The 15,561-nt window shown below is 54.5% G+C and carries 13 protein-coding genes and 1 tRNA gene; all 14 read right to left on the minus strand.

What is annotated here, in order from left to right; all coding sequences use genetic code 11:
* Positions 1-96, minus strand: a 96-nt coding sequence (locus ABIE61_RS17465; protein ID WP_354411872.1) for a GTP-binding protein, incomplete at its 3' end; no start/stop codon positions are given.
* 32 nt (positions 97-128) lie between these two features.
* Entirely contained in the window at positions 129-2,222 is a 2,094-nt protein-coding gene (fusA, locus tag ABIE61_RS17470) for an elongation factor G (protein WP_206838283.1), read from the minus strand.
* A 19-nt stretch (positions 2,223-2,241) separates the two neighbouring features.
* A complete protein-coding gene (gene rpsG / locus ABIE61_RS17475; RefSeq protein WP_091826383.1) occupies positions 2,242-2,712 on the minus strand; it encodes a 30S ribosomal protein S7 in 471 nt (156 codons plus the stop codon).
* A 153-nt stretch (positions 2,713-2,865) separates the two neighbouring features.
* Complete coding sequence (rpsL, locus tag ABIE61_RS17480) at positions 2,866-3,240, minus strand: 30S ribosomal protein S12 (RefSeq protein WP_091826381.1); 375 nt, start codon at positions 3,238-3,240, stop codon at positions 2,866-2,868.
* A gap of 116 nt (positions 3,241-3,356) precedes the next feature.
* The gene (gene rpoC, locus ABIE61_RS17485) at positions 3,357-7,586 is read right to left on the minus strand and encodes a DNA-directed RNA polymerase subunit beta' (protein WP_206838269.1); all 4,230 of its coding nucleotides are present in this window, start codon (positions 7,584-7,586) and stop codon (positions 3,357-3,359) included.
* 69 nt (positions 7,587-7,655) lie between these two features.
* Positions 7,656-11,756: a DNA-directed RNA polymerase subunit beta gene (gene rpoB, locus ABIE61_RS17490; RefSeq protein ID WP_354411865.1), complete on the minus strand. Its 4,101-nt coding sequence runs from the start codon at positions 11,754-11,756 to the stop codon at positions 7,656-7,658.
* Between the two features lie 177 nt (positions 11,757-11,933).
* Positions 11,934-12,305 carry a 50S ribosomal protein L7/L12 gene (gene rplL / locus ABIE61_RS17495; RefSeq protein ID WP_091826376.1) on the minus strand — a complete coding sequence of 124 codons (372 nt, stop codon included), beginning with the start codon at positions 12,303-12,305 and terminating at the stop codon, positions 11,934-11,936.
* Positions 12,306-12,375: 70 nt separating this feature from the next.
* Positions 12,376-12,870 (minus strand): 50S ribosomal protein L10, encoded by a 495-nt coding sequence (gene rplJ / locus ABIE61_RS17500; protein WP_091826374.1) that lies wholly within the window; start codon positions 12,868-12,870, stop codon positions 12,376-12,378.
* 216 nt (positions 12,871-13,086) lie between these two features.
* Positions 13,087-13,782: a 50S ribosomal protein L1 gene (gene rplA / locus ABIE61_RS17505; protein WP_091826373.1), complete on the minus strand. Its 696-nt coding sequence runs from the start codon at positions 13,780-13,782 to the stop codon at positions 13,087-13,089.
* Positions 13,782-14,216 carry a 50S ribosomal protein L11 gene (gene rplK / locus ABIE61_RS17510; protein WP_091826371.1) on the minus strand — a complete coding sequence of 145 codons (435 nt, stop codon included), beginning with the start codon at positions 14,214-14,216 and terminating at the stop codon, positions 13,782-13,784. The genes rplA and rplK overlap by 1 nt, the downstream gene beginning before the upstream one ends.
* 89 nt (positions 14,217-14,305) lie before the next feature.
* The gene (gene nusG / locus ABIE61_RS17515; RefSeq protein ID WP_175527633.1) at positions 14,306-14,848 is read right to left on the minus strand and encodes a transcription termination/antitermination protein NusG; all 543 of its coding nucleotides are present in this window, start codon (positions 14,846-14,848) and stop codon (positions 14,306-14,308) included.
* A gap of 11 nt (positions 14,849-14,859) precedes the next feature.
* Positions 14,860-15,228, minus strand: a complete 369-nt coding sequence (secE, locus tag ABIE61_RS17520; protein WP_354411869.1) for a preprotein translocase subunit SecE — start codon at positions 15,226-15,228, stop codon at positions 14,860-14,862.
* A 59-nt stretch (positions 15,229-15,287) separates the two neighbouring features.
* Positions 15,288-15,363, minus strand: a tRNA-Trp gene (locus ABIE61_RS17525).
* A 66-nt stretch (positions 15,364-15,429) separates the two neighbouring features.
* On the minus strand, positions 15,430-15,561 hold a 132-nt coding region (locus ABIE61_RS17530), incomplete at its 5' end, for an EF-Tu C-terminal domain-related protein (RefSeq protein WP_502915073.1).

Below are 15,561 nucleotides of genomic sequence, written 5' to 3' on the forward strand. Positions count from 1 at the left end.
CAGTGCAGCGGTCAGTGTCGTTTTGCCGTGGTCAACGTGGCCGATAGTACCTACGTTAACGTGCGGCTTGTTACGTTCAAATGATTGCTTAGCCACGGTTATATCCTCTTAATTCAGCAATTGGCTTATCAGTTCTGCTTAATAACGGCTTCGGCAATATTCTGCGGAGCTTCGGAATAACCCTTGAACTCCATAGAATAGGTCGCACGACCCTGAGACGCAGAGCGCAGGTCAGTAGCGTAACCGAACATTTCACCCAGCGGTACTTCAGCGTTGATCACCTTGCCGGATGTGCTGTCTTCCATACCCTGCACCAGACCACGACGACGGTTCAGGTCACCCATCACATCGCCCATGTACTCTTCAGGGGTTACGACTTCAACTTTCATCATCGGCTCGAGCAGACACGGACTGGCTTCCTGTGCATACTTCTTAAGTGCCTGTGATGCGGCGATTTTAAACGCCATTTCGTTGGAGTCAACTTCGTGGAAGGAACCGTCGTACAGACGTGCCTTCAAACCGATGAGCGGATAACCGGCGATAACACCGTTCTTCATCTGCTCTTCGATACCTTTCTGTACCGCCGGGATGTATTCCTTCGGAATCGCACCACCCACGATCTCGTTCAAGAACTCCAGTCCTTCTTCATCACTCGGGCTGAACTCTACAACAACGTGACCGTACTGACCGCGACCACCAGACTGGCGAGCAAACTTGTGGTTTGCCACAACAGGCTTACGGATTTTTTCGCGGTAGGCAACCTGCGGCTTACCGATATTGGCCTCAACCTTGAATTCGCGACGCATGCGGTCAACGATGATATCAAGGTGAAGCTCACCCATACCGGAGATAATGGTCTGACCGGTTTCTTCATCAGTTTCAACACGGAAAGATGGGTCTTCCTGAGCCAACTTGCTCAGTGCAATGCCCATTTTCTCCTGGTCAGCCTTCGACTTCGGTTCTACTGCAACGGAGATAACCGGCTCAGGGAATTCCATGCGTTCCAGAACAATTTTCTTGTCCAGGTCGCACAGAGTGTCACCTGTGGTTACATCCTTCAGACCGATCATCGCCGCGATGTCACCAGCGCGTACTTCCTTGATCTCTTCACGGCTGTTGGCATGCATCTGCACCATACGACCGATACGTTCTTTCTTCTGTTTGACAGAGTTATACACACTGTCACCAGAATTCAGCACGCCGGAGTAAACACGTACGAACGTCAGGGTACCAACAAACGGGTCAGTTGCGATCTTGAATGCCAACGCCGCAAACGGGGCATCGTCATCCGCTTCACGTGTTTCAACGGTCTCAGCCTTGTCGTCGAGAGTACCTTCGATCGCCTTAACTTCTGTAGGTGACGGCAGGTATTCAATGACGGCATCCAGTACAGCCTGTACACCCTTGTTTTTGAACGCCGAGCCAGCCTGCATCAGGATGATCTCATTGTTCAAAGTGCGTGCACGCAGGCCTTCCTTGATTTCATCAACGGTCAGCTCACCTTCTTCAAGGTACTTTTCCATCAACTCTTCAGAACCTTCGGCAGCGGCTTCAACCATCTGCTCGTAGTACTGATCAACGGTGTCCTGCATGTCAGCCGGGATATCACCTTCTTCAAAGGTCATACCCATGTCATCTTCGTTCCACAGGATCGCCTTGCCGCGCAGCAGGTCGACAACACCCTTGAACTCATCTTCTGCACCAATCGGCAGATTGATGGGAACAGGGACGGCACCGAGACGCTTCTTCAGCTGCTCTTCAACCATGTAGAAGTTGGCACCGGCGCGGTCCATTTTGTTGACGAACACCATGCGGGGAACTTCATACTTGTTGGCCTGGCGCCATACAGTCTCGGTCTGCGGCTGCACGCCTGAAGAAGCACACAGAACCACGACGGCACCGTCCAGTACACGCAAGGAACGTTCTACTTCGATAGTGAAGTCAACGTGCCCCGGAGTATCGATGATGTTGACGCGGTGCTCATCGAACTGCTTCTGCATACCGCTCCAGAAACAAGTGACAGCTGCGGAGGTGATGGTAATACCACGCTCCTGCTCCTGCTCCATCCAGTCGGTAGTGGATGCACCGTCATGGGTTTCACCCATCTTGTGGCTACGGCCTGTGTAAAACAGAACACGCTCAGTGGTGGTAGTCTTGCCGGCATCAACGTGCGCACAGATACCGATGTTACGATATCGTGCAAGTGGGGTAGTTCGAGCCACGACTCAATTCCTCTGATGTTTAGAAGCGATAGTGGGCAAAGGCCTTGTTGGCTTCTGCCATGCGATGCACGTCTTCACGTTTCTTAACAGCAGCACCACGACCTTCAGCAGCATCAGCAAGCTCACCTGCCAGACGCAACGCCATGGATTTCTCGCCACGCTTACGGGCGGCGTCTACCAGCCAGCGCATGGACAGAGCCATACGACGGGAGGGACGTACTTCCACGGGCACCTGGTAAGTCGCACCACCTACACGGCGGGACTTGACTTCAACCAGCGGCTGAACAGTTTCCAGTGCTTTTTCGAACAGCTCCAGCGGGTCCTGCTTGGTGCGTTCTTCAATTTTGTCCATCGCACCATAAACAATGCGCTCAGCAACAGACTTCTTGCCGTGCACCATCAGGTGGTTGATGAATTTTGCCAGTGTAATGTTACCGAATTTGGGATCCGGCAGGATTTCGCGCTTCGCAGCGACGCGTCTTCTTGGCATTGGATAAGCCCTCTGTAATAAATTAAGGTCTTCAGGATATGCGGATTGTATTCACATCCGCCCTTACTCTTATCGTCTTTCGGTCTCGCTTTAACAGCTACGCAACCCTAAGCGGCCACCGGCTGGAACAGCTTCACCGTCGGAGCGACGGGATCAGGACTTGGGACGCTTGGTACCGTACTTGGAACGACCCTGTTTGCGATCGTTAACACCGGAGCAGTCCAGAGAACCGCGTACAGTGTGGTAACGAACACCCGGGAGGTCTTTTACACGACCACCACGGATCAGAACAACTGAGTGTTCCTGCAGGTTGTGACCTTCACCACCGATGTAGGAAGACACTTCAAAGCCGTTGGTCAGACGCACACGACATACTTTACGCAGAGCCGAGTTCGGCTTCTTCGGAGTAGTAGTGTAAACACGGGTACACACGCCACGACGCTGCGGACATGCTTCGAGCGCGCGAACGTCGCTCTGCTGCACCTTGCGCTTACGTGGCTGGCGTACCAACTGGTTAATCGTTGCCATTAAGCAAACTCCACGTTTGGTTTTTTACCATCTTTATGAGCTGAACTTTGAGTCCAGCACGAAAGGGCCGGAATTTTAATCAATTCCGGCCCCTGACGTCAATTATTGAGCAATATTTACTCAGCGTCCGGCGAAGACATGGATGCATTGAGTGCTTCGGTCAGTGCCTGCTGCACATCTTCCGCACTCACGGTCATACCTTCTGTTGCCATCTGACGTTTACGCTTACGCTCGCTGTGGTATGCCAGACCCGTACCCGCCGGGATCAGTCGACCTACCACCACGTTTTCTTTCAGGCCGCGCAGGAAGTCGCGCTTGCCGGTTACCGCACCTTCGGTCAATACGCGGGTTGTCTCCTGGAAGGAGGCCGCGGAGATGAACGACTCTGTTGCCAGAGAGGCTTTGGTAATACCCAGCAGTACGCGCTCGTACTTGGCCGGAATTTTGCCTTCCGCATCAAGGCGCTTGTTCTGATCAATGATCGCGGCATACTCAACCTGGTCACCCGGGATGAAGTCGGAATCGCCGGTTTCATTAATCTCGGCCTTGCGCAGCATCTGACGCACAATTACTTCAATGTGCTTGTCGTTGATTGCCACACCCTGGAGGCGATAAACCTCCTGGATCTCGCTGACAATGTACTTGGCCAGTTCGGCTACACCCAGGATTCGCAGGATGTCGTGAGCGTTGGACGGACCATCAGAGATGACCTCACCCTTCTCAACCGTTTCACCCTCAAACACGTTCAGGTTACGCCACTTCTGGATCATGATCTCAACCGGATCAGAACCATCCAGCGGGGTAATCACGATGCGACGCTTGCCCTTGGTTTCCTTGCCGAAGGTTACGGTACCTGAAACCTCTGCCAGTACGGCAGACTCTTTCGGCTTACGTGCCTCGAACAGGTCGGCAACACGCGGCAGACCACCGGTGATGTCCTTGTTGACCGAACCTTCCTGCGGAATACGCGCAAGAATGTCACCGATCTGAACATCAGCACCGTCGTTCAGGTTGACGATCGCCTTGGCCGGCAACAGGTACTGGGCCGGCATTTCAGTGCCCGGGTGGAACACGTCGTTGCCCTGCTCGTCTACCAGTTTGACCATCGGACGAATGTCTTTGCCAGCCTGCGGACGATCCTTGCCATCCAGAATCTCAATGGTTGAGAGGCCTGTCAGTTCGTCGGTCTGACGTTTGATGGTGATACCATCTTCCATACCCACGTACTGGATGCGGCCCGCCACTTCGGTCACGATCGGATGGGTGTGCGGGTCCCAGTTGGCCACAACAGCACCGGCATCAACCTTGGAGCCGTCACGCACCTTGATGATGGCACCGTACGGCAGCTTGTAACGCTCACGCTCACGACCATGCTCATCGGTTACACCGACTTCACCGGAACGAGAGGTCGCCACCAGGTTTCCATCGGTACGCTCAACATACTTCAGGTTATGCAGGCGGATTTCACCACCGTTCTTGACCTGAATGTTATCCACAGCAGCGGCTCGCGATGCAGCACCACCGATGTGGAAGGTACGCATGGTCAACTGTGTACCCGGTTCACCGATGGACTGGGCGGCAATAACACCGACCGCTTCGCCTCGGTTGACCAGATGTCCACGACCCAAGTCACGGCCATAGCAGTTGGAACAGATGCCAACCTGAGCTTCACAGGTGATCGCGGAGCGCACCAGAATTTCGTCAATACCGCTGTATTTCTCGTCATTTTCCAGACGATAAACCCAGGTTTCGTCAATCAGCGTGCCGGCTTCGATCAGGGTTTCCTTGCCGCTCGGGTCAAGTACATCCTGAGCCACGACACGTCCCAGCACACGCTCACCCAGAGTCACGATCACATCGCCACCCTCGATCATCGGCTGTACCAGTACACCCTTGTCGGTACCACAGTCCGGCTCGGTGATTACAACATCCTGTGCCACGTCAACCAGACGTCGAGTCAGATAACCAGAGTTTGCGGTTTTCAGAGCGGTATCCGCAAGACCCTTACGCGCACCGTGGGTTGAGATGAAGTACTGAAGTACGTTCAGACCTTCACGGAAGTTGGCCACGATCGGTGTTTCGATGATGGAACCATCCGGCTTGGCCATCAAGCCACGCATACCGGACAGCTGACGAATCTGTGCGGCACTGCCTCGAGCACCAGAGTCGGCCATCATGTAAACGGAGTTGAAGGACTCCTGCTCGACCTTGTTGCCTTCGGCATCGATGACAACGTCGACTTTCAGGTTATCCATCATCTTCTTGGCCAGCAGTTCGTTGGCACGAGACCAGATGTCGATAACCTTGTTGTATTTCTCGCCCTGAGTTACGAGACCATCAGCGAACTGACGCTCGATTTCTTTAACTTCTTTATCGGCCTCAGCAATGATCTCGACCTTCTCGGCCGGGATTTCAAAGTCGTTCACACCGATGGAGGCGCCGGACATGGTCGCCTGACGGAAGCCCATGTACATCAACTGGTCAGCGAAAATTACCGTGTCCTTAAGACCACAACGGCGATAGGCTTCGTTCAACAGACGTGAGATCGACTTTTTCTTCATCGCCTGGTCGACCAGTTCGAACGGAAGGCCATCAGGCACGATATCGAACAGCATGGCACGGCCTACAGTCGTATCCTGCAGCTCGTGACGCTCTTCCACATTACCTTCAATGTCACGGATCACTTCAGGAATACGTACCTTGATACGTGCCTGAAGATGAACCTGACCGGCACCGTGAGCGCGCTGCACTTCCTTGATGTCAGAGAAGATCATGCCTTCACCCTTGGCGTTGATACGCTCACGGGTCATGTAGTACAGGCCCAGTACCACGTCCTGAGACGGTACAATGATCGGCTCGCCGTTTGCCGGTGACAGGATGTTGTTGGTGGACATCATCAGAGCACGGGCTTCAAGCTGAGCCTCAATGGTCAGCGGTACGTGCACTGCCATCTGGTCACCGTCGAAGTCAGCGTTGTATGCCGCACACACCAGCGGGTGCAGCTGAATCGCCTTGCCTTCAATCAGAACCGGTTCGAACGCCTGAATACCCAGACGGTGCAGAGTCGGTGCACGGTTCAGCAGGACCGGATGCTCACGGATGACCTCGTCGAGGATATCCCATACCAGCGGCTCTTCACGCTCAACCATCTTCTTGGCAGCCTTGATGGTGGTCGCATGACCACGCAGTTCCAGCTTGGAGAATATGAACGGCTTGAACAGTTCCAGCGCCATTTTCTTCGGCAGACCGCACTGGTGCAGACGCAGGTACGGGCCTACCACGATTACGGAACGGCCGGAGTAGTCAACACGCTTGCCGAGCAGGTTCTGACGGAAACGACCTTGCTTGCCCTTGATCATGTCAGCCAGGGACTTCAGCGGGCGCTTGTTGGAACCGGTGATGGCACGACCGCGACGGCCGTTATCCAGCAGCGCATCGACGGATTCCTGCAGCATGCGCTTCTCGTTGCGCACGATGATATCCGGCGCGTTCAGGTCGAGCAGGCGCTTCAGACGGTTGTTACGGTTGATCACGCGACGGTAGAGATCGTTCAGGTCGGAGGTCGCGAAACGACCACCATCCAGTGGTACCAGCGGACGCAGATCCGGCGGCAATACCGGCAGCACTTCCATGATCATCCAGCCGGGATCATTGCCCGACTTCAGGAAGGCTTCCATCAGCTTGAGGCGCTTGGACAGCTTCTTGATCTTGGTTTCAGAGTTGGTCTGCGGCAGTTCTTCACGCAGCTGTTGGCACTCTTCTTCCAGGTCGATTGAAGCCAGCAGTTCCTTAATCGCTTCCGCACCCATACGGGCATCGAAGTCGTCACCGAACTCTTCCAGTGCTTCAAAGTACTGCTCGTCGTTCATCATCTGACCGCGCTCAAGCGTGGTCATACCCGGATCGATCACTACGAAAGATTCGAAGTAGAGTACACGCTCGATATCACGCAGGGTCATGTCCAGCATCAGGCCGATACGGGACGGCAGTGATTTCAGAAACCAGATATGTGCAACGGGTGATGCAAGCTCAATATGAGCCATGCGCTCACGACGCACCTTGGTTTGAGTGACTTCGACACCACACTTCTCGCAGATGACACCACGGTGCTTCATGCGCTTGTACTTGCCGCACAGGCACTCGTAGTCCTTGACCGGACCAAAAATCTTGGCACAGAACAGACCATCACGTTCCGGCTTGAAGGTACGGTAGTTGATGGTTTCCGGCTTTTTGACTTCACCGTAAGACCAGGAACGGATCATATCCGGTGATGCCAGGGACACACGAATGGAGTCGAACTCTTCGGACTGTCCCTGGGACTTCAGCAGATTCAGCAAATCTTTCATTGTCTATAGCTCCTCGCGGAGTTCTCTGCGCCGGGACCCGCGGATCCCGGCCTGGTGATCATTCAGGTCTTACTCGCTCTCAAGCTCGATATCGATGCCGAGAGAACGGATTTCCTTGATCAACACGTTGAACGATTCGGGCATACCCGGTTCCATACGGTGATCGCCATCGACGATGTTCTTGTACATCTTGGTACGACCGTTCACATCGTCCGACTTCACGGTCAGCATCTCCTGCAGGGTGTAGGCGGCACCATAGGCTTCCAGCGCCCAGACCTCCATCTCACCGAAGCGCTGACCACCGAACTGTGCCTTACCACCCAGCGGCTGCTGAGTAACGAGGCTGTAGGAGCCGGTGGAACGGGCATGCATCTTATCGTCAACCAAGTGGTTCAACTTCAGCATGTACATGTAGCCAACGGTTACCGGACGGTCAAACAGGTCGCCGGTGCGGCCGTCGTACAGACGTACCTGACCGCTGTCATCCATATCAGCCAGACGCAGCAGTGCCTTGATTTCGCTTTCCTTGGCGCCATCAAATACCGGCGTTGCCAGCGGTACACCGCCCTTCAGGTTAGCAGCCAGCTCCAGGATTTCAGCATCGCTGAAGCTGTCCAGCTCTTCCTGACGACCCGCGGTCAAACCGCCGTGATCATCATTGTAGATCTGTCCCAAGAAGGTACGCAGCGCCTTGACCTTCTCGGCCTTGGCCTGCTCCTGTTCCAGGATACCGTTGATCTTGCGACCCAGACCCTTGGCAGCAGCACCGAAGTGCGTTTCCAGAATCTGACCCACGTTCATACGTGACGGTACGCCCAGCGGGTTGAGCACGATATCGACCGGTTCACCATTGGCATCGTACGGCATGTCTTCAACCGGCATGATAACCGAGATAACACCCTTGTTACCGTGACGACCCGCCATCTTGTCACCCGGCTGTACGCGGCGCTTGGTAGCAACGTATACCTTGACGATCTTGAGTACGCCCGGAGCCAGATCATCGCCGGTCTGCAGTTTGCGTTTCTTGTCTTCAAAACGCTTGTCCAGGTTCTCGCGACGCTCTTCCAGGTGCTTGCGTGCCAGCTCCAGTTCTTCTGCTACCGACTCATCAGCCACACGAATCTTGAACCATTCGGACTTTTTCAGTCCGGACAGGAACTCTTCGCTGATCTCTTCGCCTTTCTTCAGACCTGCACCGCCTTCAGCGGACAGACCGACCAGCTTACGCTGCAGACGTTCGAAGGTTGCCTGCTCGACGATACGGAACTCTTCGTTCAAATCCTTGCGAATGCCATCCAGCTCTGATTTTTCGATCGAGAGTGAACGCTCATCCTTCTGCACGCCGTCACGGGTGAATACCTGCACATCGATAACCTTGCCGATGGTACCGGTCTTAACGCGCAAAGAGGTATCCTTAACATCGGACGCCTTTTCACCAAAAATCGCACGCAGCAGTTTTTCTTCCGGCGTCAACTGGGTTTCGCCTTTCGGCGTTACCTTGCCTACCAGAATGTCGCCCGGGCCCACTTCAGCACCGATGTGAACAATACCGGCCTCATCCAGTTTGGACAGTGCAGATTCGCCCACGTTGGGAATATCGGAGGTAATCTCTTCCGGCCCCAGCTTGGTATCACGCGCCACACAGGTCAGTTCCTGAATGTGGATGGTGGTAAAGCGATCTTCCTGCACCACACGCTCAGAGATGAGAATGGAGTCCTCGAAGTTGTAACCGTTCCAGGGCATGAACGCGATGCGCATGTTCTGACCCAGTGCCAACTCACCCAGGTCAACGGACGGGCCGTCAGCCATGATATCGCCACGCTGTACCACTTCGCCCGGACGGACGATGGAGCGCTGGTTGATGCAGGTGTTCTGGTTGGAACGAACATACTTGGTGAGGTTGTAGATATCCACACCGGCATCGCCCGCCTGAACTTCATCGTCATGAACACGTACCACAACGCGAGCAGCATCGACCGACTCAATCACACCACCGCGACGCGCCACTACGCAGACACCGGAGTCCTGCGCCACATTACGCTCAATACCGGTACCGACCAGCGGCTTCTCGGCACGGAGAGTCGGCACGGCCTGACGCTGCATGTTGGAGCCCATGAGCGCTCGGTTGGCGTCATCGTGTTCCAGGAACGGAATCAGTGCCGCTGCAACGGATACCACCTGACGCGGAGACACATCCATGTACTGGATACGTTCTGGCGGCATTACGGTAAATTCGTTGAGGTGACGCACTGCCACCAGATCGTCAGTCAGACGACCGTTATCATCCATGGCCGCTGAAGCCTGGGCGATAACGTACTTGTTTTCTTCAATCGCCGACAGGTAATCGATTTCGTCGGTTACCTGACCGTCCAGCACACGACGGTACGGCGTTTCAAGGAAGCCGTAGTCGTTGGTGCGGGCAAAAACGGCCAGCGAGTTGATCAGACCGATGTTCGGACCTTCAGGGGTCTCGATCGGACATACGCGACCGTAGTGGGTCGGATGCACGTCACGGACTTCGAAGCCGGCACGTTCGCGGGTCAAACCACCCGGGCCCAGTGCGGAAACACGACGCTTGTGGGTGATTTCCGACAGCGGGTTGTTCTGGTCCATGAACTGCGACAACTGGCTGGAGCCAAAGAATTCCTTGATCGCGGCGGCCACTGGCTTGGCGTTGATCAGATCCTGCGGCATCAGGTTGTCGGATTCGGCCATTGAGAGGCGCTCACGTACGGCGCGTTCAACACGCACCAAGCCGACACGGAACTGGTTCTCGGCCATTTCACCGACGGAACGGATACGACGGTTGCCCAGGTGATCGATGTCATCTACGGTGCCACGACCGTTGCGAATCTCGATCAAGGTCTTCATGACGTCCAGAATGTCGCTCTTGTCGAGCACACCGGAACCGGTTACTTCTTCACGGCCCAGTCGACGGTTGAACTTCATGCGACCAACGCCGGACAGGTCATAGCGCTCTTCAGAGAAGAACAGGTTCTCGAACAGACCTTCAGCCGATTCCTTGGTAGGCGGCTCGCCGGGACGCATCATGCGATAGATTTCAACCAGCGCTTCCAGCTGACTGCGAGTCGGGTCGATACGCAGAGTGTCAGACACGAACGGACCACAATCCAGGTCGTTGGTGTACAGTGTCTCGATGCGATCAATACCCAGCACCTGCATCTTGCCGATCAACTCTTCGGTGATCTCGGCGTTGCAGTTGGCAACCAGTTCACCGGTACTCGGATCGACCAGGTTGCGCGCCAATGCCTTACCGATAAGGTATTCGGCCGGCACGTTCAGCTGCTGCATGCCTGCCTTGGCCATCTGGCGGATGTGACGCGGGGTAATACGGCGACCCGCTTCAACAATCACGCTGCCTTCAGGGTCCTTGATCTCGAACGACATGGTCTCGCCACGCAGACGCTCCGGGATCAGGTCCATCCAGATGGCATCCTGCTCGAGGGTCCAGCCGGTGGTTTCAAAGAAGGTTTCGAGAATTTCTTCCGCTTCAAGGCCCAACGCACGCAGCAGAATGGTCGCCGGCAACTTGCGGCGACGGTCGATACGCACGAACAGACTGTCCTTCGGATCGAACTCGAAGTCGAGCCATGAGCCACGGTAAGGAATGATGCGGGCAGAATAGAGCAGCTTGCCTGAAGAGTGTGTCTTACCCTTGTCGTGGTCAAAGAACACACCCGGAGAGCGGTGCAGCTGAGATACGATGACACGCTCGGTACCATTAACAACAAAGGTACCGTTCTCGGTCATCAGGGGCATTTCGCCCATGTAAACTTCCTGCTCCTTGATATCCTTGACCGCCTTCGTAGAAGAGTCGCGATCATAGATGATCAGGCGCACTTTGACGCGCAGAGGCGCTGCGTAGGTGATACCACGCTGCTGACACTCTTTCACGTCGAATACGGGTTCGCCCAGACGGTAACCGGCGTACTCGAGGGCTGCGTTGCCAGAGTAAGAGACAATTGGAAATACGGAATTGAACGCAGCGGGCAAGCCTTCGTCACGACGTCCATCGCTTGCGTTGCCATCCTGCAGGAAGCGACGATAAGAGTCGAGCTGAATCGCCAGCAGGTATGGCACATCCATAACCTGTCGCAACTTGGCGAAATTCTTGCGAATGCGTTTCTTCTCAGTATATGAATAAGCCATCAGTGTTCCCCAGCATCTGCACCCAGGTTGAGAAGCCAGTCCGTCGCATGCCTGCGATCGGGCTGTGTAGCCATTATTTATTTGCTGTCTATAAATAACGGAAAAAGGCCGGTGGCGTTTCGCCACCAGCCATACGCTTTCAAGCAGTTTTAAGCCGCTTTTTGCGCATCAACGCGATTACTTGAGCTCAACAGTCGCGCCAGCTTCTTCCAGAGCCTTTTTCAGCTCTTCAGCTTCATCTTTGGAAACGCCTTCTTTGATGGTAGACGGAGCGCCGTCAACCAGCTCTTTGGCTTCTTTCAGGCCCAGGCCGGTAGCGCCACGGACAGCCTTGATGACGTTTACTTTCTTGTCGCCGGCAGCAGCCAGAACAACGTTGAACTCAGTCTGCTCTTCAGCAGCAGCGCCGGCATCACCAGCCGGACCAGCCATAACAGCAGCAGCGGCAGTTACGCCGAACTTCTCTTCCATGGCTTCGATCAGAGTAACAACGTCCTTAACAGACATTTCAGAGATTGCGTTGATGATATCTTCGTGAGTCAGAGACATGATTCAAATCCTGATAATTGGGTAGAGCAATAGCTCGTTAAAACTTTCAAGAAACAGCCGAGAACGAATCTCAGGCAGCTTCCTGCTCTTTCTGGTCGCGAATGGCCGCAATGGTACGAACCAGCTTGCCGGCTGAAGCTTCTTTCAAGACGCTCATCAGCTTAGCGATTGCTTCGTCGTAAGTCGGCAGGCTTGCCAGCATTGTGATATCGACCAGTTCACCTTCGAAGGCGGCTGTTTTCAGCTCGAACTTCTCGTTCTTTTTCGCGAAATCCTTGAGGATACGCGCACCGGCACCCGGGTGCTCGGTGGAGAAGGCGATAATGGTCGGACCTACAAAGCTGTCCTGCAGACATGCGTAGTCAGTGCCATCTACTGCGCGACGAGCCAGTGTATTACGTACGACTTTCAGCCATACGCCGTTTGCACGGGCTTCTTTACGCAGAGCAGTCATGTCTTCTACAGTTACACCGCGTGAATCGGCTACAACTGCAGACAGAGCAGACTTGGCAGCTTCCTGGACTTCAGCGACGATCGCTTTTTTGTCTTCGAGTCCTAATGCCACGATTTACTCCTGGATATAGTCTTGCGACTGTTTACCAACCACCCCCTGCGGGGCTTCTGAGTACGGTGGTTTTGATTCATGTGAATCGCACCGTCTGCGCAGGCTGGTGTTTCCATTAAGATGCCGCAACCGAAGTGACGACATCACCTGCGGTCTTTGACGGCCTTCGTCTCTGTATTACAGGTCACGAAGACCCTCAAAAAACCTTTACGTCGATCAGAAGCTCAGAGAGGACTGATCGATCGCCAGACCCGGGCCCATGGTAGTGGACAGGGTTACTTTCTTGACGTAAACACCCTTGGCGGAAGAAGGCTTCAGCTTCTTCAGTTCAGCCAACAATGCTTCAACGTTCTGCTGGATAGCCTGAGCTTCGAAGCCCAGCTTGCCAACTGAACAGTGAATGATACCGTTCTTGTCAGTACGGAAGCGCACCTGACCAGCTTTGGCGTTGTTAACGGCAGTCGCCACGTCGGGAGTTACAGTACCAACCTTCGGGTTCGGCATCAGACCGCGCGGACCCAGAATCTGGCCCAACTGACCAACAACGCGCATAGCGTCCGGAGTCGCGATCACAACGTCAAAGTCCAGGTTACCGGCTTTTACCTGCTCAGCCAGATCATCGAAACCAACGATGTCTGCACCAGCTGCTTTTGCCTTTTCGGCATTCTCGCCCTGCGCGAAAACCGCAACACGAACATCCTTGCCGGTACCGTTCGGCAGTACGCTGGAGCCACGTACAACCTGATCAGATTTACGCGGATCAACACCCAGGTTCACTGCAACGTCGACAGACTCGGTGAACTTGACAGCAGAAACTTCGCCCAGCAGAGATACAGCATCTGTTACTGCGTACAGCTTTCCGCTCTCGATTTTTTCACGAATCGCCTTCTGGCGCTTTGTCAGCTTAGCCATTATTCATCACCCTCTACAACAAGGCCCATGGAGCGCGCGCTTCCGGCGATGGTGCGGACAGCCGCATCCATGTCAGCCGCGGTCAGATCAGGCATCTTGGTGGTTGCAATCTCTTCCAGCTGAGCGCGAGTAACAGTACCCACTTTTTCAGTGTTCGGACGCGCAGAACCACTCTTCAGACCTGCAGCCTTCTTCAACAGAATGGCAGCCGGCGGAGTCTTGGTGATGAACGTAAAGCTGCGGTCGCTGTATACAGTAATAACAACCGGAGTCGGCAGACCAGGCTCGATACCCTGAGTCTGGGCGTTGAACGCCTTACAGAACTCCATGATGTTAACACCGTGCTGACCCAGAGCCGGACCTACTGGAGGACTCGGGTTAGCCTGACCTGCTTTTACCTGCAGCTTGATATAAGCGTTGATTTTCTTAGCCATTAAGCTACTCCTTTGGGTTCAAACGCCCTGAGGGCTCCCCATTTCCACAACAACGAAAACCGCCTGATGGCGGCTTCGTTACCAGAATCTCAGGCCTTTTCGACCTGAGTAAATTCAAGCTCGACCGGTGTCGAGCGCCCGAAGATGAGGACAGCCACCTGCAAACGGTTCTTCTCGTAGTTGACCTCTTCGACCACGCCGTTGAAGTCAGCAAAAGGACCGTCGATGACACGCACCATCTCACCGGGTTCAAATACAGTCTTGGGCCTTGGCTTGTCTGCACCACTTTCAACACGCTGCAGAATTTCCTGAGCCTCTTTTTCAGTAATCGGTGCAGGCTTATCAGCCGTACCACCAATGAAACCCATTACGCGGGGAGTATTCTTCACCAGATGCCAGGTTTCATCATTCATGGCCATCTGCACCAGCACGTAACCGGGGTAAAACTTGCGCTCGGACTTACGCTTTTTGCCGTCACGAATCTCAACCACCTCTTCGGTGGGAACCAGCACTTCGCCGAACAGATCCTGCATGCCATGCAGTTCAATCCGTTCTTTCAGTGCATTCATGACGCGCTTTTCGTAGCCGGAGTAGGCATGCACGACATACCAGCGCTTCTTGTCCATGTCCATGCTCACACCTCTTATCCGATGGCGCCGGACACCAGCCAACCCAACAGGGAATCAAGCCCCCAGAGCGCCAGCCCGACCAACAGTACAGCAATCACTACAATTGCAGTTGTCTGCAGCGTTTCCTGGCGCGTCGGCCAGACAACCCTGCGAATCTCACTCTTGGCTTCTTTGAACAGCCTGAAGAATGCCTTTCCTTTCGCGGTCTGCAGTGCAACCAGCCCTGCAATCACCGCCAGCGCCAACAGCGCCAAAACACGGTACAGCAGTGACTCGCCAGCGAACATGGAGTTCCCTACCACACCAGCTGCAACCAATGCTACAACGACAAGCCACTTCAGGCCGTCGAGTTTAGATCCTTCGGAAGTCACTTTAGAGTTCACGCCAGGGCCTCGGAAAAATGAAAGCTTGCGCTTTGTGTGACGCCATTCCCGATTAGGAATGGCAGGCCAGGAGGGACTCGAACCCCCAACCTGCGGTTTTGGAGACCGCTGCTCTGCCAGTTGAGCTACTGGCCTGTTGCGTAACAGGGAGGCACATTATATGCACCTCCCCACACAGGTGCAACAGGTAATTACCGAATTTTATTCGATAATTTTGGCTACCACGCCTGCGCCAACGGTACGACCACCTTCACGGATAGCGAAGCGCAGGCCTTCTTCCATCGCGATCGGGTTGATCAGGGTAACAGACATCTGAACGTTGTCACCCGGCAT

It is taken from the genome of Marinobacterium sp. MBR-111 (genome assembly GCF_040547585.1).
Lineage (GTDB): Bacteria > Pseudomonadota > Gammaproteobacteria > Pseudomonadales > Balneatricaceae > Marinobacterium > Marinobacterium iners.